Consider the following 20,731-nt stretch of genomic DNA (forward strand, 5'->3'; position numbering starts at 1 on the left):
CGCACCGGCGGGCGGTGTCCGGGGTCCGGAGCCGCGTGGCGGCGCGGCTCCGGCCGGTCAGAGGTCGAACGCGTGAAAAAGGTGCTGGATGATGGTGAGGCTGGTGGTGCCGGCGCTCGCCACGACGGCGATCTCCTCCAGCGCGGTGCGGATCTTGCCCCGGTTGGGCGGCAGGCCGTCCTCGGCGGACAGGGCCAGCTCACGCTGGATGGACTCGCCGTACCGGACGAGCCCGGGGTACTCGGCGTGCAGCGCCTCGGTGAGGCGGTCCGCCGCGGCCATGAGGGTCTCCAGGTCGGGTGGGCCGTCGCTGAGGCCCATGCGACCGTGGTCGCCGAAGCCGTAGGTGCTCATGTCTGTCCTCACATCTGCCCCGAAAGAGGCGTGGGGGGAGGGTGGTTGGGGTGCAGGGGCCGCTGACGTTACCGACCTCACGGCCGCGCGTGTGCGGTCGAACGGCGCCGTCGCGGGCGTCCGCCGGGCGGACGAGGCCCCGGGCGGTCACGATGGCGCGAAGTGGGCCGAAAATCTCCACCCATCCGGGTGATCGGCGTCCGTTGACCGGGCTGCACAGGGGAGGGCGCCGGAGGACGGTACGGGCGGGGGTCGGCGACACCGCCGGTGCCGCTCCGCCCGTGCTGTCCGTCCCGCTCATCCGTCCCTCTCCGGCCGTTCGCGCTGCGGCGCCGACCGTCCTGCCGCGGCCGTTCGCGCTCTGACCCTAGGGACAACCGGACGAATTTGTCGCGAGGTTCGGCGAGCGGTGCCATCGGGGGGCGAGGACGTGGTACAAGGCCACCGGGTCCGGCGCTCCCCTGTGACGTCGGACCCGGTGGCTCTTCGTTCTGCGCCGGGCCCGGCCCGTATGTCACAGGCGAGGCGAACTGCGGGCGCCTGTAGGGCGTTTATCGGCCAACCGGCCGCGGGTCAGTCGAAGCGAAGGGCGCCGGTGCGGGTGCGCTTGAGTTCGAACAGGTCGGGGTGGCGGGCCAGCACCCGGAAGCTGTCGAAGAGTTCGGCCGCCTCGGCGCCGCGCGGCACGGCGCGCAGCACCGGCCCGAACCACACCGTGCCGTCGACGTGGAGGGTCGGCGTGCCGACGTAGGCGCCCGTCTCCGGCTCGGTCCCGGCCTCGTGGCTGCGGCGTACGGCGTCGTCGTACGACGGGTCGTGGGCGGCGGCCGCGAGGCCGGCGGGGAGGCCGAGCTCGGCCAGGGACGCGGCGATCACCTCGTCGAAGTCCTTGATCCCGTGCTCGTGGATACGGGTGCCGAAAGCGGTGTAGAGGTCGCGCAGCACCTCCTCGCCGTGCTTCTCGGCCGCGGCCACGGCGACCCGCACGGGGCCGATCGAACGGTCCACCAGGTCCCGGTACCAGTCCGGGAGCTCGTTGCCGATGTTGTGCAGATACAGGCTCATGGGCCGGAACCGGAGGTCGAGCGGGCGCTGCCGCTCGACCTCCAGCATCCAGCGGGAGGTGATCCAGGCGAAGGGGCAGGCCGGGTCGAAGAAGAAGTCGACCCGGGTACGGGCGGACTCGGTGCCGGTGGTGGTAACCATGTCGGTAGCGGTGTCGCTGTGTGTCATGGCACTGACGCTAGTCGGTCAATGGTGTGCAATCCCGGCCCATTTGCCTCTTGTTTTCTTGGTCCAATTGGCTTGATCCGATCCCTGCTCGCCTTCAGGCCCGCGCCGCCTCGTCGGCCCTGCGCACCAGCTCCTCGACCGGCAGGGACCCGGCGGCCCGCTGCTCGCGTGCGAACCGGTTGGCGAGTCGCTGGAGCATTTCGTTCAGCGGGGTCGGCACGCCGTGCAGCCGGCCGAGCAGGACGATCTCGCCGTTGAGGTAGTCGGCCTCGATGGTGCCGGTGCCCCGGGCGAGGGACTGCCAGGAGGAGCCGCCGCCGCGCGGGGTGCCGTCCAGAGGCACCAGGGTCACCTTGTCGCCGCGGGCCGCGCGCTGCTCCGCGTCGCTCGTGCACGCGATCCCGGCGGCGTCCAGCACGGCCTTGCCCTCGGCGCGCACGCGCGTGAACAGCGCCTGGGCGGCCTCGGTGTCGCGGGTTCCGGTCAGCGCCTCGATGGCGTTGCTCAGGTTGGCGAGCAGCTTGGCGTACTGCCAGCGGGCCACGTCCTCGACGACCGGCGCCTCGAAGCGGGCGTCCGCCAGGTCGGCGGCGATCCGGCGAGCGGTGTCGTCGGTGCCGTGCGGCAGCCGGCCGAGGTGCAGAATGCCGGTGAGCGGGGTGCCGGCGGCGGAGACGACGCCGGGTTCCACGAAGGTCGAGGGCAGCCAGACGCAGACGCCGTACACGTGCCGGAAACGGCGCAGCGCCAGCCGGCCGCCCTCCACACCGTTCTGCAGACACACGAGCGGCAGCCGCTCGCCCGCCGTACCGCCGCCCGCGACCGGTGCCCCGGCCCAGGTGTCCAGCGCGGCGACGGTGTCCTGGGTCTTCACGCCGAGGACGAGGACGTCGTCGGCGCGCAGCTCACCGAGCGGGCCGGGCCCGTCGACGGCGGGCAACCGGTACGTCGACTCCCCTTCCGGAACCCGCAGTCGGAGTCCGTGTGCGTCGAGTTCCGTCAGGTGCTTGCCGCGTGCCACGAGGACGACCTCGCGCCCGGCCTGGGCGAGCCGACCGCCGACGGTCCCGCCGACCGCTCCCGCCCCGATGATGATGTAGCGCATGAGGCGAGCCTCGCACACGGCACGTGCCCGGTATCGGCGGGCTTCCGTTCACTCGTCCTGAGCCGTCAACTCCACCAGTTTGACCACGGTGTTCCAGTTCCGGCTGGTGGCGATCAGTCCCTTGGTCGGGCGGGTACGGCCCAGCGCCTCGGCGAGCTTGGAGCGGCCGAGACCGTCGGGGGCGTAGAGGTAGAGGCAGCGGTCGCCGAGCCGGAACTCCTCGGGAAGATGGGCGGTTTGGTCGATGTCCGCGTAGCGGTCCGGGGCGACGGGCCCCGAGTAGTACGTGACGTGCAGTTGCCTGGCCGCCAACTCGGCTGCCGGGAAGGGGCAGTTCTCGGCCACGGCCTTGAGATAGGCGTGGGCGCGCACGAGCACGTCGACCGGGAAGCCGAAGCGTTCCTCGATCGCCCGGCTCAACTCCGCGGCCAGCGAGGCCTCCTCACCGCGGGTGCTGGTGAAGACGGCCTGGCCGCTCTGCAGATAGGTCCGTACGCCGGTGTGGCCGAGGCCGGTCAGAAGCGAGCGAAGGTCGGCCATGGGCAGCTTCCTGGCGCCGCCGACGTTGATTCCGCGCAACAGCGCCGCGTAGGTCGTCATCCGGTCAGCGTAGAGGGGCCGTCGTGCCCCGTGGGGGTGGGCACGACGGCCGGGCCCGCGCGAGGCGGGCTGCGCGAAACTCTCGCTGATCAGCGGGGGTCGGAGCAACCTCTCCACGCAGCTGTGACTTGTTCAACAAGCTTTCGTCATCACAAACCGGAGCGCTGGCGGCGGAACGGACATCCCTTGTCCCGGGCCCTGTCTGCCGTATGGCCGGTTCCGACCCCGAGACGCGTCCCCGAGATGCCCGGATAGATGTAAGGGGCCGTCGTCCTTCCCAGTGCGGAGAGGCCACTCGCGCAGTTCACCGACCAGCACGACGAGACGCCTTTAACCGGCCCATACGGTCGTTGTGGAGCAGGCAAGACGTGGCGGCAGGGGGCCGTCACCGCACACGAGGGGGCAGACCCGTCATGGGGAACACACAGGTGCGGGTGCGGGGGCTGGCCGCCCGCGCGGGCGGCTGGAGCGCCCGGCACCGCTGGGCGGCCGTCGGCATATGGGTGCTGTTCGTCGTCCTGGCGCTGGGACTCGGCTCGGCGGCGGGCCGGGTCGACGTGGACGAGGGCAACCAGCTCAAGGGCGAGACGCACACCGCCGCGAAGATCATCGACGACGCGGGGATCAAGCAGCCCGCAGGCGAGACCGTCCTGATCCAGTCGAAGGACGGTGCCGGGACGGCGACCGGAAGCGAGTTCCGGGCCGCCGTCGCCGACGTGGTGAAGGCCGTCGAGGGCACCGGGAAGGTCACCGGCGTGACCTCGCCGTACACCACGCACACGATCTCCCGGGACGGGCGCAGCGCGCTGGTCCAGTTCGACGTGCGGGGCGACGCCAAGACGGCCGTCGACCGGATCGAGCCGGTGCTGAACGCCGTCGCCGGGGTGCAGAAGCAGCACAGTGGCCTGCGGATCGAGGAGATCGGCGGCGCCAGCATGCAGAAGCAGTACAAGGACGCCTTCGGCGACGACTTCAAGCAGGCCGAGTACTCGGCGGTGCCGGTGGCGCTCGGCATCCTGCTGATCGCGTTCGGCGCGCTGGTGGCCGCACTGCTGCCGGTGGCCCTCGCGATCACCGCGATCATGGCGACGATGGGTCTGATGGGCGTCGTCAGCCATCTGCAGCCGATGAGTGACACGGCCAACTCCGTGATGCTGCTGGTCGGTATGGCCGTCGGCGTCGACTACTGCCTGTTCTACCTGCGCCGTGAGCGCGAGGAGCGGACCGCCGGGCGGGATCCTGGTGCCGCGCTCAGGATCGCCGCCGCCACCAGCGGCCGGGCGATCATCGTCTCCGGTGTCACGGTGTGCGTGGCGATGGCGGGCATGCTGTTCACCGGGCTCCCCGAGTTCGAGGCGATGGGTCTGGCCTCGCTGATGGTGGTGGCGGTCGCCATGGTCGGCTCGGTGACCGTGCTGCCCGCGCTGCTGTCGCTGCTCGGCGAGCGGGTCGAGAAGGGCCGTATCCCGTTCCTGAGGCGTCGCCGGAAGAGCACTTCGGAGAGCCGGTTCTGGACGGCGGTGCTGCGGGTCGTCCTGGCCAGGCCGCTGGTCTCCGTCGCCGTGGCGGCCGGCGTGCTGCTGGCGATCGCCGCGCCCGCGCTCGGCATGAAGACCCAACAGCTCACCCTGGACCAGGAGTTCGGCAAGTCGCTGTCGATCGTGCAGACCTACGACCGGGTCAACGACGCCTTCCCCGGCGGCAGCGAACCGGCCCAGGTCGTCGTCAGGGCCAAGGACATCAACGCCCCCGACGTACGGCAGGCGCTGGCGGACTTCAAGCAGCGGGCGATCTCCTCGGGCGCCTCGCGCGGCCCGGTCGACATCCGGCTGCACGACGCGCAGAACGTCGCCGTCGTCTCCGTACCGCTGGTCGGCGGCTCCGACATGGACCAGGCGGTCAAGAGCCTGGAGAAGCTGCGCGACGAGGTGCGGCCCGCCACGCTCGGCAAGGTGGCCGGGGTGCAGGCGCCGATCACCGGACAGGTCGCCGGCAACCACGACTTCAACGACCAGCTGCTCGGCTCCGTCGTCCCGGTCTTCGTCTTCGTGGTGGTCTTCGCCTTCCTGCTGATGCTGCTGTCGTTCCGCTCGCTGACCGTCGCGATCACGTCGATCGTGCTCAACCTGCTGTCGGTGGGCGCGGCTTACGGCATCCTCGTCGCCGTCTTCCAGCACGGCTGGGGTGCCTCGCTGGTGGGCGCGGAGGGGGTCGGCGCGATCGTGACCTGGCTGCCGCTGTTCCTCTTCGTGATCCTGTTCGGGCTGTCGATGGACTACCACGTGTTCGTCGTCTCCCGGATCCGCGAGGCCCGCTCGCGCGGCCTTGAGACACGGGAGGCGATCCGGCACGGCGTGGTCACCACGGCGGGTGTCGTCACCAGCGCCGCGGTCATCATGGTCGCCGTGTTCGCGATCTTCGGCACGCTGTCGATGCAGTCCATGAAGCAGATGGGTGTCGGCCTGGCCGCGGCGGTCCTCATCGACGCGACGGTGATCCGCGGGGTGCTGCTGCCGGCCGTGATGGCCCTGCTCGGCGAGCGCAACTGGTACCTGCCGAAGTGGCTGCACCGGCTGCCCGACCTCACGCACGACGAGTCACCGGAGCCGGCCGCCGCGCGGGACGCGCGGGACGAGGGGGAGCGGCTCACCGTCTGAGTCCGCCGCGCTGACGAGGGCCCGTCGACTCCGGGGACGTCGACGGGCCCTCGCCGGGTGGGTGGGCGTGTGGAGGCGGTTCCCGTCCCGCGGAAAGGCGGCACCCACACAAGCGGGCAGGCGAAACCCGGGCCTACTCCACCGCCCGCCCTGCCAGTTCGGCCTCGATCAGGTCCGCCGCCCGCCGGGTGCCGCCCTCCTCGGCCATCTCCGCCTGGATCGTCTTCAGGCGGCCGGTCACCTCCGGGTCGTTCACCAGGGCGAGGGCGGTCTCGCGGAGGCGGTCGGCGGTGGCCTGTTCGGTGTCGAGTCGCCGGGCGACGCCCAGGGACGTGAGCATGTCGGCGTTGGCGAACTGGTCGACGGCCTGCGGTACGGCGATCATCGGCGTGGCGGTGGCCAGCCCCTCCTGGCTGCCGCCGGCACCCGCGTGGGTGACGAACAGGTCGGCCTGCCGGAGGATCGCCAACTGCGGTACCCAGCCCGCCACTTCGACGTTGGCCGGCACGTCGCCCAGCTCGGCGGCGGACACATGGCGGCCGACCTGGAGGACCAGGTGCCAGCCGGGCAGGTCCCCGAAGGCGCGGACGCACTCGCGGTAGAAGGCGGGCTGCTTGGTGAAGGCCGAGCCCAGGGACACCAGCACGACCTTGTCGGCACCGGCCGGCCGCTGCCAGTCGCCCTGCTCGGCACGGTCCCCCTGACAGGCGCCGACGAAGGTGTGGACGCGTTCGTCGACCCGGTCGGCGTGTGGCTGGAGGGCCTTCGGGATGAGGACGATCGAGCGGGTCGGGCGGCCGGCGAACGGGTCCGGGTGCTGAGTGATCCCGTTCTCCCTGAGCCAGGCCTCGAACCGGGCGTAGTACGCCTGCCCGCGCGCGGTCTTCCTCGGTTCGGCCCACATCGGCTCGGCGACCTCCTCCTCGTACCCCTCCCAGGCGACGAGGTTCGGTGAGAGAGAGACCGCCGGGACGCCCCAGCGGTGGGCGAGGACACGGGCCGGATAGGAGGCGATGTCGTGCAGCACGAGGTCGGGCTCGTCGCCGTCGTAGGCCTCGATGAGCTGCGGGAGCGCCTGGATCGCGTCCGTGAGGAAGGGCTCCACGTTGTCCAGCAGCGTGGCGCCCCAGGCCTCCGGGTCGGCGTCCGGTCCGGGCAGCGTGGAGGTGTACGGCACCGGCCGTGCCCCGGTGGCGGCCACCTTCTCGGCGAACGCCGGCGGGATGGCGTACGTGACCCGGTGACCCCGGGCGACGAGTTCACGGATCACCTCCAGGCTGGGGTTCACATGGCCGTGCGCGGCGATGGAGAACATGGCGATGTGGGCTGGGCTGGTCACGGGACGGGTCATGCACCCCAGGCTAGGCGAGACGATACGTCTCGTCCAAGCTGTTTTTTTCGTGCGCCGTGCGAATGCGAGACTGGCCGGGAAGATCCGACCGCACGGAGGCGCGATGGACGAGGCACGGGCACGGGACGTACTGACCGCGGCGAAGGTGCTGCCGGGATCGGCCGGGGACGCGCGGCTGCTCGCCCTCGGTGAGAACGCCGTGTTCGCCGCCGGGAACCTGGTGGTGAAGGTGGGCCGTGACGCCGAGCTGCTGGAGCGGGCCCGGCGCGAGCTGGACATCGCCGGCTGGCTGGCCGAGGCGGGCGTGCCGGCGGTGCGGGCGGCCGAGCCGAAGCCGCGGCTGGTCGACGGGCACCCGGTGACGGTGTGGCACCGGCTGCCGGAGCCGGTACGGACCGCCGAGCCACGCGATCTGGCGGAGCTGCTGCGGATGGTGCACGCACTCCCCTCTCCCCCCTTCGCCTTGCCGCCCCGCGAGCTGCTGGGCGGTGTCGAGCGCTGGCTGCGCCTCGCGGGCGACGCGATCGACCCCGAGGACGCGGCCTACCTGCGCGCCCGCCGGGACGGCTTCGCGGCGGCCGCGGCCGCGCTGACACCCCATCTGCCCCCGGGCCCGATCCACGGCGACGCACTGCCCCGCAATGTGCACACAGGGCCGGACGGGCCGGTCCTGGTCGACCTGGAGACCTTCTCTGCCGACCTGCGCGAGCACGACCTGGTGGTCATGGCCCTCGCCCGCGACCGGTACGGGCTGCCCGCCGAGGCGTACGAGTCCTTCACCGAGGCGTACGGGTGGGACGTACGGGAGTGGGCCGGTTGCACGGTGCTGCGCGGCGCCCGCGAGACGGCCAGCTGCGCCTGGGTGGCCCAGCACGCGCCCGGCAACCCGAAGGCGCTGGCCGAGTTCCGGCGGCGGGTGTCGTCGCTGCGGGACGGGGACGAGACGGTGCGGTGGTATCCGTTCTGAGGGTTCCACGCACGACTGCCCGCAGCCGCGTGGGCAGTCAGGCGGACCCCGCCGCCGCCAACTCCCGCACGGGCCACACCCCGTCCACCACCGCCTCCGTATCCCCCTTGCGGCGCAGGAACGCCTGGAAGTCCGCCGCCCACTGCGCGTACCACTGGATCTGACGGCGGTGCAGCTCCGCCGGGCTCAGGGACGCGATCTTCGGGTGGCGGTCGGCTATCGCGCCGGCCAGGCGGGCCGCGGCGAGGGCGTCGGACGCGGCGTCGTGGGCCCGGTCGAGGACTATGCCGTACTCGACGCAGACCGCTTCCAGGTTCCGCTTGCCGCGGCGGTAGCGGTCGGCCCAGCGGTCGATGGTGTAGGGGTCGATGACCGGAGCCGGGTCGGCGCCGGACAGGCGGTCGGACAGGGACGGCAGGCCGTGCCGGCGCAGCTCGGCGGAGAGCAGGGTGAGGTCGAAGGCCGCGTTGTAGGCGACGACCGGGACGCCCGCCTTCCAGTACCCGGTGAGGGTCTCGGCGAGGGCGTCGGCCACCTGGTCGGCGGGCCGGCCCTCGGCCGCCGCGCGCGCGGTGCTGATGCCGTGCACCGCCACCGCGTCGGCCGGGATCTCCACGCCCGGGTCGGCCAGCCACTCCCGGCGTCCCACGGGCTCACCGGCCCTGACCTCGATCACCGCGCCGGTGACGATACGCGCCTCGTGCGGATCCGTGCCGGTCGTCTCCAGGTCGAAGCCGATCAGCAGCTCACGGTGCCAGCCCATGGCGGCCCCCCTTCTCGGTGGTGCTTTCCCCCAGTGGCCTCCACCCTCGCACGCGGCACTGACAATCCGAGGACGGCATTCCGCTTACGGTGGCGGACAGTTCAGGACACAGGGCGCGAATCCGCCCAGGCCAGCTCGAATTCCTCACGGTATGTCGGAAAGAGCCCGGCTTCACTGACGTCGTCCGACCTGACCAGCTTGCCGCCGTTGCGCAGCACCAGCACCGGCGACTCCATGCCCCGCGCGCCGCGCAGATAGGACTGCACCACGGCGATGCCGTCGGCGCCGTCGCCGTCCACCAGGTAGGCGGTGAAGCGCGGTGTCTCGTCGTACACCTGGATCTCGAAGGCGTCCGGGTCGCGCAGGCGGGAGCGCACCCGGCGCATGTGCAGGATGTTCATCTCGACCGAGCGGCCCAGTTCACCCCGTTTCATCCCCAGTTCGCGCTCGCGGCGTTTGACCGCGCTGGAGGCCGGGTTGAGGAAGAGCAGCCGTACCCGGCAGCCGGACTCGGCGAGGCGGATCAGACGGCGTCCGGAGAAGTTCTGCACCAGCAGATTCAGCCCGATACCGATGGCGTCGAGGCGACGGGCGCCGGCGAAGAGGTCCTCGGCCGGGAACTGGCGCATGAGCCGCACCCGGTCGGAGTGGACGGCGACCACGTCGGCGTACCGGTCGCCGACCAGGTCCTCCACCGCGTCGACGGGCAGCCGGCGCGCGGAGGGCACGTCCCCGCCCGCGCCGAGCGTCTCCAGCAGACGGGCCGAGGCCCGCTCGGCCTGGCCGAGGACCGCCGCGGACAGGGCCCGGTTGCGGGAGACGACGTTGCGGGTCACCTCCAGCTCGTCCAGTGCGAGTTCGAGGTCCCGGCGCTCGTCGAAGTACGGCTCGAAGCACGGCCAGTGCTGCACCATCAGCTCGCGCAGCTGCGGCAGCGTCAGAAAGCTGAGCACGTTGTCGTCGGCCGGGTCGAGCAGGTAGCCCTTGCGGCGGCTGACTTCCCGGACGGCGACCGCCCGCTGCACCCACTCCTGGCCGGCCGGCCCGGCGGCGGCGACCACCCAGTCGTCCCCGTGGACGGGTTCGTAGATGGGCCGCAGGACGGCGGCCACGACCGCGCGCAGCCGCTGTTCGACGAGATTCAGCCAGATGTAGGCCCGGCCGGCCCGCTGGGCGCGGGTGCGCACCTCGCGCCAGGCCTCGGCGTCCCAGTCCAGCTCCGGCCCGATGGACCCCGCGTCCATCGGCCGGGCGAGGGACACCGCGCCGGGCGGGACGTCTGCGGAGTTCCCCTCGTGACCCTCGTCACCAGGGGGCAGCTCCAGCCCTCCCGAGCCCACCCGTGCACCGCCTTCCGCCCCACGGGCCTTTCCCGTCTCAACGATCAAGGAAGGGTACTCCGGGAGCGGTCGGCGGTGCAGCCGGATGGACAGGTCGGTTGTCCAACTGTTTTCCTCAACTCGACCTGTGCCAACGGCAATTCCACGCCGCCGTGTCACGCGGAGTGAGCGGATTCATAGCGCCGGCGTCCCGCGACGCCCCGTCGGCGCGGCACAAGGGCTGGTAGGCGGCACCGGGACGGGTGCCGGCGAGCCCGCGGGCGCCCGGACGGTCACGGGAGGTTTCGTTACTTTCGGGAGACTCGAGTGGCGAGGCGGCCCCGGGCGGGCGGGCGACCTGTCACAGTCGTCTCCATGCAGGTCTGGCCTGGAGAGGCGTATCCGCTCGGCGCCACCTATGACGGCGCCGGAACCAACTTCGCGGTCTTCACGGAGGCCGCGGACCGAGTAGAGCTGTGTCTGCTGCACGACGACGGCTCGGAGACGGCGGTGGAACTGCGCGAGAGCGACGCGTTCGTGCGGCACGCGTACGTGCCGGGCGTGATGCCGGGGCAGCGCTACGGGTTCCGGGTGCACGGCCCGTACGACCCCGCGCGCGGGCTGCGCTGCAACTCCGCGAAGCTGCTGCTCGACCCCTACGCGAAGGCGGTCAGCGGCTCGGTCCGCTGGGGCGAGGAGGTGTACGGCTACCACTTCGACGCCCCCGAACGGCGCAACGACCTGGACTCGGCGCCGCACACCATGACCTCGGTGGTGATCAACCCGTACTTCGACTGGGGCGACGACCGGCTGCCGCGCACCGAGTACCACCACACGGTCATCTACGAGGCCCACGTCAAGGGCCTGACCATGCGTCACCCCGGGCTGCCGGAGGAACTGCGCGGCACGTACGCGGCGCTCGCCCACCCGGCGATCCTCGAACACCTGACCAGGCTCGGGGTGACGGCCCTGGAGCTGATGCCCGTCCACCAGTTCGTCAACGACCACCGGCTGACCGACCTGGGCCTGAGCAACTACTGGGGCTACAACACCATCGGCTTCTTCGCCCCGCACAACTCGTACGCCTCCTGGGGCGACCGCGGCCAGCAGGTCCTGGAGTTCAAGTCGGCGGTCCGGGCGCTGCACGAGGCGGGGATCGAGGTCATCCTGGACGTCGTCTACAACCACACGGCCGAGGGCAACCATCTGGGCCCGACGCTGTCCTTCAAGGGCCTCGACAACCCGTCGTACTACCGCCTCGCGAACGACCCCCGCTACTACACGGACACGACGGGCACCGGGAACTCGCTGCTCATGCGGTCCCCGCACGTGCTCCAGCTGATCATGGACTCGCTGCGGTACTGGGTCACCGAGATGCACGTCGACGGGTTCCGCTTCGACCTCGCGGCGACGCTGGCCCGGCAGTTCCACGAGGTGGACCGGCTGTCGTCGTTCTTCGACCTGGTGCAGCAGGACCCGGTGGTCTCGCAGGTGAAGCTGATCGCCGAGCCGTGGGACGTGGGCGAGGGCGGCTACCAGGTGGGCAACTTCCCGCCCCTGTGGACCGAGTGGAACGGCAAGTACCGCGACACGGTACGGGACCTGTGGCGGGGCGAGCCGCGGGCGCTCGCGGAGTTCGCCTCCCGGCTGACCGGCTCCTCCGACCTGTACCAGGACGACGGCCGCCGCCCGCTCGCCTCCATCAACTTCGTCACCTGCCACGACGGTTTCACGCTGCACGACCTCGTCTCGTACGACGACAAGCACAACCAGGCCAACGGCGAGGACAACCGGGACGGCGAGAGCCACAACCGGTCGTGGAACTGCGGGGTCGAGGGCGCGACCGACGACCCGGGCGTGCTCGGGCTGCGCGCCCGGCAGATGCGGAACTTCGTCGCCACGCTGATGCTGTCCCAGGGCGTGCCGATGATCAGCCACGGCGACGAGTTCGCCCGCACCCAGCGGGGCAACAACAACGCCTACTGCCAGGACAACGAGCTGGCGTGGGTGCACTGGCCCGAGGACGGCGGCGAGCTGCTGGAGTTCACGCGCGCGATGGTGTGGCTGCGCCGGGACCACCCCGTGCTGCGGCGGCGGCGCTTCTTCCACGGGCGGCCGGTGGAGGGCACGCACGACGCGCTGTCCGACATCGCCTGGTTCACCCCGGAGGGAAACGAGATGACCCAGCGGGACTGGGACTCCGCGCGGGCGTCCGCGCTGACGGTGTTCCTCAACGGCAACGCCATCTCCGAGCCCGGCCCGCGCGGAGAGCGCGTCACCGACGACTCGTTCCTGCTGATGTTCAACGCCTCACCCGGTCCTCTGCAGTTCCTGGTGCCGGTCGATCACGGCCGGCAGTGGCAGATGGTGGTCGACACGGCCCGCCCGGAGGGGGTGCCGTCGGGGGGCGCGGCGAAGGTCGAGGCGGGCGACCGGCTCACCCTGCCGGACCGCAGCCTGACGGTGCTGCAGCGGCCTACCTAGCGTCGCAGAGGGTTGTGCGGGCCTCGTTCGCCGTTCAGGAGGTCGTACGGGCGCGCGGGTGCGGGGTGTGTCCGGCCCGTCCGGCGTGTGCCGTCGGACGGGCCGTCAGGGCGAGAGGGCCTGGCCGCCGACGCGCGCGTGCGGGGTCCCGTTCACGCGGGCGCGGGCCGGCGGGCCCACGAGCGGCACGGTGCCGCCCGCGAGGGTGCCGACGACCAGGGACGCCACCGCGAGCGGGTTGGCGAGCGAGAACGCGAGGACGACCCCACGCTGCCCGCGCCGGTCCGCGAGCCGCCCCACCACCGGCCCGCAGACCACCTGGCCGATCAGGTTTCCCCGTTGCCCCCCATCGCTCGGAGCCAGGCACGCGCGCGTGAGTGCGTGCGGGGACCGATGACACGAAACCGGGCGGTGTGGGTACGTAGGTTTTCATGACTCCTGTGCGACCCGGCCCACGGGTGCCCACGGCCACCTACCGGCTCCAGCTCCAGCCCGCCTTCCCGTTCGCGGCCGCCGCGGCGGCCGTACCGTACCTGGCCTCGCTCGGTGTCTCACACCTGCACCTGTCCCCCGTCCTCGAGGCCGTGCCCGGCTCCACGCACGGCTACGACGTGGTGGACCACGCGCGCGTGCGCGAGGAGCTGGGCGGCGAGGAGGGCCTGCGGGCGCTGGCGCGGACCGCGCGGGAGCACGGTCTGGGCCTGGTGGTGGACATCGTGCCGAACCACATGGCGATGGTGCCCCGGCACAACCACGCCCTGTGGGAGGTGCTGCGCGAAGGGCCCGGCTCGGCGTACGCGCGCTGGTTCGACATCGACTGGGAGGCGCACGGCGGGCGGGTGCTGCTGCCGCTGCTCGGCGGTCCCGTCGGCGTGGAACGCGAGCATCTCGTGGTCGACGGCGACGTACTGCGCTACCACGACCACGCCTTCCCGCTCCGCGCGGGCACCGAGCACCTGCCGCTGCCCGAGCTGCTGGACGCCCAGTGGTACCGCCCGGTCTGGTGGCGGCTTGCCCGCACCGAGCTGAACTACCGGCGCTTCTTCAGCATCTCGGAGCTGATCGGGGTGCGCGTGGAGGACCCGGAGGTTTTCGACGCCACCCACGGCAAGATCCTCCAGCTGCTGCGCGAGGGCGTGATCGACGGGCTGCGCGTCGACCATCCCGACGGGCTCGCCGACCCCGACGGCTATCTCGCGCGGCTGCACGAGGCGAGCGGCGGCCGCTGGACGGTGGTGGAGAAGATCCTCGCCGACGGCGAGCACCTGCCGTCGTCCTGGCCCGTCGCGGGCACCACGGGGTACGACGCCCTGCGCCAGGTCGACGGCCTGTTCACGGACCGTGCCGGGGCCGGTGAACTCCTCGCCGCGTACCGGCGGTTCGCGGCCCCGCAGACCGACCGGGGCGGCAACTGGGAGGCCACGGTGCGCCGGGCCGCCTACAAGGTGCTCACGCACGAGCTGGCCGCCGAGACCGACCGGCTCACCCGGGTGGCCGCCCGGCTGTGCGCGTCCTCGCCGGACCTCGCGCTGCGCGACCGGGCGCCCTGGGCGCTGCGCACGGCCGTGGTGGAACTGCTGGTCCGCATGCGGGTGTACCGGCCGTACGCGTCCACCGACGCGGGCGCCGTCGTCACCGAGGAGTCGGCGGCGGAGGCCCGGCACGCCTTCGTCGTGCCCGAGGAGGCGGGGGCGGTGGACGTCGTACGGCGGCTGCTGGTGGAAACGGGTGGGCCGGAGACGGGGGAACTGCGCGCGCGGTTCGCGCAGACCGCGTCGGCGCTGCGCGCCAAGTCGGTGGAGGACACGGCGTTCTACCGCTATGTGCCGCTGCTGTCGGCGACCGAGGTGGGCGGCGATCCGGGCCGGCCGGGGGTGTCCTCGGAGGAGTTCCACGCGTACTGCGCGCGCGTGCAGCGCGACTGGCCGCTCACCGGCACGGTCGTCTCCACGCACGACACCAAGCGCAGCGCCGACGTGCGCGCGGCCCTGGCCGTGCTGACCGAATGCCCCGCGCGGTGGGCCGAGTTGCTGGCCGAGGTGACGCTGCCGGAGGAGGGTGCGCCGGACGGGCAGCTGGCCTGGGCGGCCTGGCAGACGGTGTTCGGGCTGGGGCCCACCGACGAGGAGCACACCGGGGAGCGGGTCCAGGGGGCGCTGCTGAAGCATGTGCGCGAGGCGGGCCTGTACACCAGCTGGACGGAGCAGGAGCCGCCGTACGAGGAGGCGGTGGCCGCGTTCGTCGCCGCCGGGCCCTGCGGGCCGCCCGCCGAGCGCGTGGCCGCGTTCCGCAAGGCGCTCGAGCCGCACATCCGGGCCAACGTCCTCGGCACCGCGCTGGTCCATCTGACGATGCCGGGGGTGCCGGACGTGTACCAGGGCACGGAGAGCGAGTACCGGGCGCTGGTCGACCCGGACAACCGGCGCCCGGTGCCGTTCCCGCCCGAGGCCCCCGGCGAGAAGGACGCGGTGACGGCGGCGGCGCTGCGCCTGCGCGCCCGGCGCCCGGCCGCGTTCGGCGCGACGGCGACGTACACCCCGCTGCCCGCCGAGGGCCCCGCGGCCGCCCACTGCGCGGCCTTCGCCCGCTCGGGAGAGGTGGTCACGGCGGTCACCCGGCTGTCCCTGCGCCTCGCGGAGACAGGCGGCTGGCACGAGACCCGTCTGGTGCTGCCGCCCGGCCGGTGGGCGGATGTACTCACCCCGGGACGGGAGTTCACCGGCCACGCGCGCATGGCGGACCTTTTCGAGCGGCTTCCGGTGGCGTTGCTGGAGCGGGTGGGTGAGGGGTGAGGGTGCGCAGGAGGGCGGTGAAGGCCTCGGCGGCGCCGGTGGGGGGTACGCGCGCGTAGACGGCCAGGGGGCGTTTCCAGGGTGGGTCGGGGGTGAGGATCGCGCAGTCCTCGCCGACGGCCCCGCGCACGACGTCGGCCGACGCCACGCACACGCCGACCCCGGCGGCGGCCATGCGCACGGCCGTCGAGGAGTGCTCGGTCCATACGGCGGTCTCCGGCGTGAACCCGGCCTTCGCGCAGGCCCGGTCGAGGAAGCGCTCGCCGTGCACGACGGGTTCCAGCTCACAGCGGACCCAGGCGCGGTCGGCGAGTTCCGGCAGCGTCACCGTCGTACGTCCCGCGAGCCGGTCGTCGAAGGGCACCACCAGGACGAGTTCCTCCTCGCCGACCGGTACGACGGTGCCGTGCGGGCCGGCGGGGAGCGGGCCGAAGGCGAGGTCGACGGTGCCGCGCTCCACGGCCTCCTCCAGCGCCTCGGCGGTCGCGTACTCGTGCAGCCGCAGCAGGACCCGGGGGTGGGCCGCGCGCCAGCGGGCGAAGACGTCGGGCAGGACGCCGACGGCGAGCGAGTGCAGGGTGGCGACATGCAGTTCGCCACCCTCGGCGCCGGCGGTGGCCCGGGCGGCGCGGCGGGCCTGCGCGGCGCTGCGGACGGCGAGTTCGGCGTGCGGCAGGAAGGCCCGCCCCATGGGGGTCAGGCGCACGCCCCGGGGCATGCGCTCCAGCAGCGCGCCGCCCACCGACTTCTCGAGGGCCTTGATCTGGTGCGAGAGCGCGGGCTGGGTGACGTGCAGGGCGTCCGCCGCGCGCGTGAAGGACGCCTGGTGCACGACGGTCACGAAGTACTCCATCTGCCGCAGGCTCAACTCCCCCTCCTCCTGGTCAACCTCCCTGTCAACCCATGAAGATCCTGCATGACATCCACAACAACATTGCCTTGGACTCATGACAAGGGGTGGACGGAGGGTGGATGTCATGACCATCAACACACCGGATGTCATCGTCATCGGCGGCGGCACGGGCGGCTACAGCACCGCCCTGCGCGCCGCCGCCCTCGGTCTCGACGTCGTCCTCGTCGAACGCGACAAGGTCGGCGGAACCTGTCTGCACCGGGGCTGCATTCCGAGCAAGGCGATGCTGCACGCCGCCGAACTGGTCGACGGCATCGCCGAGGCGCGCGAGCGGTGGGGCGTGAAGGCCACGCTGGACTCGGTCGACTGGGCGGCGCTCGTGGCCACGCGGGACGACATCGTGGCGCGCAACCACAAGGGGGTCGAGGCGCATCTGGCGCACGCGGGCGTGCGGGTGGTGCGGGGCAGCGCCCGGCTGACCGGGGCGCGCACGGTGCGCGTGGAGGGTCTGCGTACGGATTCCGCGCCGGGCACTCCGGACGGATCTGCGCCGGGCGCGTACGACTTCACCGCGCGCCGTGGGATCGTCCTCGCGACCGGCTCGCGCCCGCGCACGCTTCCCGGGCTCGCGCCGGACGGGTGGCGCGTGGTGACCAGTGACGACGCGCTGTTCGCGCCCGGGCTGCCGGCGTCCGTGCTGGTGCTGGGCGGGGGCGCGATCGGGGTGGAGTACGCCTCCTTCCACCGGTCGATGGGCGCGGAGGTCACCCTGGTGGAGGCGGCGGAGCGGATCGTTCCGCTGGAGGACGCCGATGTGAGCCGGCATCTGACACGGGGTCTGAAGAAGCGCGGGATCGATGTGCAGGCGGGTGCGCGGCTGCTGGACGCGGAGGTGCTGGAGAACGGCGTACGCGCGCGTGTGCGCACCGCGCGGGGGGAGACGCGCGCGGTGGAGGCGGAGCGGCTGCTGGTGGCCGTCGGCCGGGCGCCGGTCACCGAGGGCCTGGGGCTGGAGGCGGCCGGGCTGACGACGGACGAGCGGGGGTTCGTCGTACCGGCGCGCTGGGACCGGCTGGAGACGGCCGTGCCGGGTGTCCACGTCGTCGGCGACCTGCTGCCGCCGCCTTCCCTGGGCCTTGCCCACGCCTCCTTCGCGGAGGGCCTGCTGGTCGCCGAGACCCTGGCCGGGCTGCCGTCGGCGCCGGTCGACTACGCGGCCGTACCCCGGGTGACGTACTCCTCGCCGCAGACCGCCTCGGTGGGCCTGAGCGAGGCCGGGGCACGCGCGCGTGGGCACGAGGTCGATGTCAACTCGATGCCGTTGACGGCCGTGGCCAAGGGGATGGTGCACGGGCAGGGCGGCCTGGTGAAGGTCGTCGCCGAGGCCGGTGGCGGACAGGTGCTGGGCGTGCACCTGGTCGGCCCGCACGTGTCGGAGATGGTCGCCGAGAGCCAGCTGATCGTCGGCTGGGACGCCGAACCCGTGGACGTGGCCCGGCATGTGCACGCCCATCCGACGCTGTCGGAGGCGGTGGGCGAGGTGTTCCTGACGCTCGCGGGACGCGGCCTGCACCAACAGTGAGCCCACGGCACACACCGCCCGGACCGCGTCCCGGGAACTGCGTCCGGGCGCCCCCGGGAGCCTCCCCCGCCGGATGCTTGACAGTTCACCCATCCCGTGCGGGACTGGGAGGGCGAAGCCGGGCGGACGAGTCGGGGGTGAGTCTCCTGCCGGAGCTGCGCTATCCCAGCGTTCCCGAACTGATCGCCTCCGCACAGGCGTTGGCCGCTCAGGAATCCGGGCTGTGCACGCTCCGACAGGTGGGTCTCTCGCGCGCGGGCAGACCCCTGCACCTGCTGTCGGTGGGGCACGCCCGGCGGGCGGTGCTGGTCGTGGCCGGCGCGCACGCCAACGAGCCGACGGGGGGCTCCACCCTGCGGGTGCTGGCCGAACGTGTCCTGGCCGAGCGGGAGTTGCGGGCGGGTACCTCCTGGCACTTCCTGCTCTGTGCGGATCCCGACGGCGCGAGTCTGCATGTGACCCCGGCGCCGCGCAGCCTGCTCGACTACCACCTCGGCTTCTACCGGCCGACGGGCGCGGAGCAGCCGGAGTGGTCGCCGTCGGTGCTGCCGCCGGACCGGCTGCCGCCCGAGACCCGGGCGCTGACCGGCGTGATCGACGAGCTGCGGCCCTACCTCCAGGTGACGTTGCACGGCACCGATCTGGGCGGCAGCTGGGTGCAGTTGACCAGGGACGTGCCGGGGCTCGCCGAACCGTTCGCCAAGTCGGCGGCGCAGTTGCACATCCCGGTGGAGACGGGCGCCTCGGACGCCGCCGGCTGGCCGGCCGCCGGCCCCGGGGTGCACGTCATGCCCGGCCCGGAGACGGGCGTCGCCTACCCGAGCATGCCGGACGACGCGCGGCACAGCACCTGGTACCACGCGCACCGGTACGGCGGTCTGACGGCCGTGGTGGAGGTGCCGATGTGGGCGAGCGACCTGGTGGACGACCGGGCGCCGCACCCGGCCCCGGCGGCGGCGATCCGGCGGCTGGCGCGGCGGCTGACGGGCGACGCGCGCGAGGTGGAGCGGATACTGGCCGAGGTGCTGCCCCGGTTGGACGGCGTGGACGGACCGCTGCTGCGGGCCGCGCGCTGGGTGCTGGAGCTGATCCCGGGCCTGGCCGAGGACTGGATCCACACCCCGCCGGCCGGCACGACGATGGCGTACGTCGGCAGTGTGGACGCCTTCGGGCGGCGGCTGCCGCTGCGCGCGGCGGCGATGCTGCTGCGGGTGCTGCGGGAGACGGACGACCGGGCGGCGCCGCGGCTGGAGCGGCTCGTCGCCGACTGGTGCGACGCGTTCGCGGCGCGTTTCCGGGCCCGCTGGGTGCCGTTGGAGCACCAGGTGGAGCACCAGTCCCGGACGGTGCTGGTGGCGGCGCAGCAGGCCCGCGAGCGGGCGATGTGAGACGTACTCACTCGTCGAGAGCGAACACCGCCCCGGTCCGCGCCCGCAGGATGCACGCGTTGGCGTAGGTCTGGCGGAAGTCGATCTGCCGTCCGTGCCACTGCCCGCGCGCGTGGGCGGTCACCGGGGCGAAGATCATCGGGCAGATGACGTTCTCGGCCGGGATGCGGCCGATGTCGCCGTCGGCGGCGGCGAGTTCGGCGCAGGCCTCGGCCGCATGGACGTGGCCGCGCGGCGGGTCGCACCGCAGCAGACTGCCGTACGTGCCGCCGGCCTCGGAGTCCCCCTTGGTGACCGTCAGATAGAGCCAGGTGCCGGGGAAGGGGTCGCGGGCGGCCGCGTGGGCCGGGCCGGCACCGAGGAGCCCGGCAGCCGCCAGCACCGCGCCGGCCGCCGCTGTCGCTCTCGAGAGGTACGTCATGCCCCCAGCATCGGCCCGCCGGCGCGCGTTCCCCAGCCCGGCTCACCCGGCTCACCCGAACGGGACGGCACGCGCGCGGGAAAGAGCGCCTGTTCGAACACGCCCGGCCCCTGCGCCGCCCGGGCTCGCGGTCTCAGCTCACCGCGAGCCGGAACCCCATCCGGCCGAAGGCGACCAGATCGCCCTCGCGGACCACGACCGCGCCGGTCACCCGGCGGCCGTTGACGGTGGTGCCGTTGGTGGAGCCGAGGTCCTTGAGGACCCACACGTTCCCCTGGCGGAACAGCTCGGCGTGCACGCGCGAGACGGTCTCGTGGTTCAGGCGCAGGCCGTTGGCGGGGTCGCGGCCTATGCGCAGCGGGTGGGTCTGCCCCGGGTGCGGCAGCAGCAGCTTGGGCAGCCGCTCGGCCTGCCAGGCGCGGCGCAGCCGTACGGTGAAGCCCGAAACGGCCTCGACGGTGCCGAAGACCGCGCGGGAGAGGCGGTTCTCGCGGGGCAGGTCGGCGACGAGGGCGGCCAGTTCGTCGGTGTGGCGGGCGGCGAGCGCCAGTTCCATGCGGCGCACGAACGTGTCGTGCGAGAGCCGGCCCTTGGCGACGCCGTCGCGCAGCACCTGAAGCGCCCTGTCGCGCTCCGCGTCGGACAGCCGCGCGGGGTACGTGGAGAACTCGAAGGACGACGTCACGCAGGTGATTGTCGGTCAGTGAACCCCGGGTGTCCAGAAAACCGGGAATCACCGGCCACGCGCGGATGGGTTCCGCGACACCCGCCGGGAAAGGACGTATTCGAGCGCGCATTGATCGTCCGGGCGGCACGATGGGGGCCGCGGGACATCATCACGGTGAGCAGACGAAGGGGAACC

General features: G+C 72.7%; 17 protein-coding genes. 6 read left to right on the forward strand and 11 right to left on the reverse strand.

Going from position 1 to position 20,731, the window contains the following annotated elements; translation table 11 throughout:
- Positions 1 to 57: 57 nt before the first annotated feature.
- The 4 genes from ACH47Z_RS36940 to ACH47Z_RS36955 all read right to left on the reverse strand — a co-directional run bounded on the left by ACH47Z_RS36940 (position 58) and on the right by ACH47Z_RS36955 (position 3,292).
- Positions 58 to 354 carry a hypothetical protein gene (locus ACH47Z_RS36940; RefSeq protein ID WP_399081729.1) on the reverse strand — a complete coding sequence of 99 codons (297 nt, stop codon included), beginning with the start codon at positions 352 to 354 and terminating at the stop codon, positions 58 to 60.
- Positions 355 to 927: 573 nt separating this feature from the next.
- Complete coding sequence (locus tag ACH47Z_RS36945) at positions 928 to 1,587, reverse strand: DsbA family protein (protein WP_399081731.1); 660 nt, start codon at positions 1,585 to 1,587, stop codon at positions 928 to 930.
- A 94-nt stretch (positions 1,588 to 1,681) separates the two neighbouring features.
- Entirely contained in the window at positions 1,682 to 2,692 is a 1,011-nt protein-coding gene (locus ACH47Z_RS36950) for a ketopantoate reductase family protein (RefSeq protein WP_399081733.1), read from the reverse strand.
- A gap of 48 nt (positions 2,693 to 2,740) precedes the next feature.
- Positions 2,741 to 3,292 carry a DUF1697 domain-containing protein gene (locus tag ACH47Z_RS36955; RefSeq protein ID WP_399081735.1) on the reverse strand — a complete coding sequence of 184 codons (552 nt, stop codon included), beginning with the start codon at positions 3,290 to 3,292 and terminating at the stop codon, positions 2,741 to 2,743.
- A 413-nt stretch (positions 3,293 to 3,705) separates the two neighbouring features.
- Here ACH47Z_RS36955 and ACH47Z_RS36960 point away from each other — a divergent pair, with 413 nt between their 5' ends.
- On the forward strand, positions 3,706 to 5,949 hold the full coding sequence (locus ACH47Z_RS36960) for an MMPL family transporter (protein WP_399081737.1): 2,244 nt from the start codon (positions 3,706 to 3,708) through the stop codon (positions 5,947 to 5,949).
- Positions 5,950 to 6,082: 133 nt separating this feature from the next.
- Here ACH47Z_RS36960 and mgt read toward each other — a convergent pair whose 3' ends face one another.
- The gene (gene mgt, locus ACH47Z_RS36965) at positions 6,083 to 7,300 is read right to left on the reverse strand and encodes a macrolide-inactivating glycosyltransferase (RefSeq protein WP_399081739.1); all 1,218 of its coding nucleotides are present in this window, start codon (positions 7,298 to 7,300) and stop codon (positions 6,083 to 6,085) included.
- Between the two features lie 103 nt (positions 7,301 to 7,403).
- On the opposite strand from mgt, the gene ACH47Z_RS36970 reads away from it, so the two are divergent.
- Positions 7,404 to 8,267, forward strand: a complete 864-nt coding sequence (locus ACH47Z_RS36970; protein ID WP_399081741.1) for a phosphotransferase enzyme family protein — start codon at positions 7,404 to 7,406, stop codon at positions 8,265 to 8,267.
- 37 nt (positions 8,268 to 8,304) lie between these two features.
- Here ACH47Z_RS36970 and ACH47Z_RS36975 read toward each other — a convergent pair whose 3' ends face one another.
- Positions 8,305 to 9,030 carry a 3'-5' exonuclease gene (locus ACH47Z_RS36975; protein WP_399081743.1) on the reverse strand — a complete coding sequence of 242 codons (726 nt, stop codon included), beginning with the start codon at positions 9,028 to 9,030 and terminating at the stop codon, positions 8,305 to 8,307.
- 101 nt (positions 9,031 to 9,131) lie between these two features.
- Positions 9,132 to 10,370, reverse strand: coding sequence for an SAV2148 family HEPN domain-containing protein (locus tag ACH47Z_RS36980; RefSeq protein WP_399081745.1), 1,239 nt, complete (start codon positions 10,368 to 10,370; stop codon positions 9,132 to 9,134).
- 354 nt (positions 10,371 to 10,724) lie between these two features.
- Between ACH47Z_RS36980 and glgX the strand changes: the two genes are divergently transcribed.
- On the forward strand, positions 10,725 to 12,833 hold the full coding sequence (glgX, locus tag ACH47Z_RS36985; protein ID WP_399081747.1) for a glycogen debranching protein GlgX: 2,109 nt from the start codon (positions 10,725 to 10,727) through the stop codon (positions 12,831 to 12,833).
- Between the two features lie 105 nt (positions 12,834 to 12,938).
- Here glgX and ACH47Z_RS36990 read toward each other — a convergent pair whose 3' ends face one another.
- Complete coding sequence (locus ACH47Z_RS36990; RefSeq protein ID WP_399081749.1) at positions 12,939 to 13,136, reverse strand: hypothetical protein; 198 nt, start codon at positions 13,134 to 13,136, stop codon at positions 12,939 to 12,941.
- A gap of 128 nt (positions 13,137 to 13,264) precedes the next feature.
- Here ACH47Z_RS36990 and treY point away from each other — a divergent pair, with 128 nt between their 5' ends.
- Positions 13,265 to 15,625: a malto-oligosyltrehalose synthase gene (treY, locus tag ACH47Z_RS36995; protein ID WP_399081751.1), complete on the forward strand. Its 2,361-nt coding sequence runs from the start codon at positions 13,265 to 13,267 to the stop codon at positions 15,623 to 15,625.
- Here treY and ACH47Z_RS37000 read toward each other — a convergent pair.
- Positions 15,549 to 16,493, reverse strand: a complete 945-nt coding sequence (locus ACH47Z_RS37000) for a LysR family transcriptional regulator (protein WP_399081753.1) — start codon at positions 16,491 to 16,493, stop codon at positions 15,549 to 15,551. The genes treY and ACH47Z_RS37000 overlap by 77 nt on opposite strands.
- Before the next feature lie 109 nt (positions 16,494 to 16,602).
- Between ACH47Z_RS37000 and lpdA the strand changes: the two genes are divergently transcribed.
- Complete coding sequence (lpdA, locus tag ACH47Z_RS37005) at positions 16,603 to 18,060, forward strand: dihydrolipoyl dehydrogenase (RefSeq protein ID WP_399081755.1); 1,458 nt, start codon at positions 16,603 to 16,605, stop codon at positions 18,058 to 18,060.
- 137 nt (positions 18,061 to 18,197) lie between these two features.
- Complete coding sequence (locus ACH47Z_RS37010) at positions 18,198 to 19,448, forward strand: M14 family zinc carboxypeptidase (RefSeq protein WP_399081757.1); 1,251 nt, start codon at positions 18,198 to 18,200, stop codon at positions 19,446 to 19,448.
- Between the two features lie 7 nt (positions 19,449 to 19,455).
- Here ACH47Z_RS37010 and ACH47Z_RS37015 read toward each other — a convergent pair whose 3' ends face one another.
- Both ACH47Z_RS37015 and ACH47Z_RS37020 read right to left on the reverse strand, forming a co-directional pair.
- The gene (locus ACH47Z_RS37015) at positions 19,456 to 19,869 is read right to left on the reverse strand and encodes an SSI family serine proteinase inhibitor (protein WP_399081759.1); all 414 of its coding nucleotides are present in this window, start codon (positions 19,867 to 19,869) and stop codon (positions 19,456 to 19,458) included.
- Between the two features lie 133 nt (positions 19,870 to 20,002).
- Entirely contained in the window at positions 20,003 to 20,554 is a 552-nt protein-coding gene (locus ACH47Z_RS37020; RefSeq protein WP_399081761.1) for an FHA domain-containing protein, read from the reverse strand.
- Positions 20,555 to 20,731: the final 177 nt, after the last annotated feature.

This window comes from Streptomyces sp. NPDC020192 (genome assembly GCF_044388685.1).
Lineage (GTDB): Bacteria > Actinomycetota > Actinomycetes > Streptomycetales > Streptomycetaceae > Streptomyces.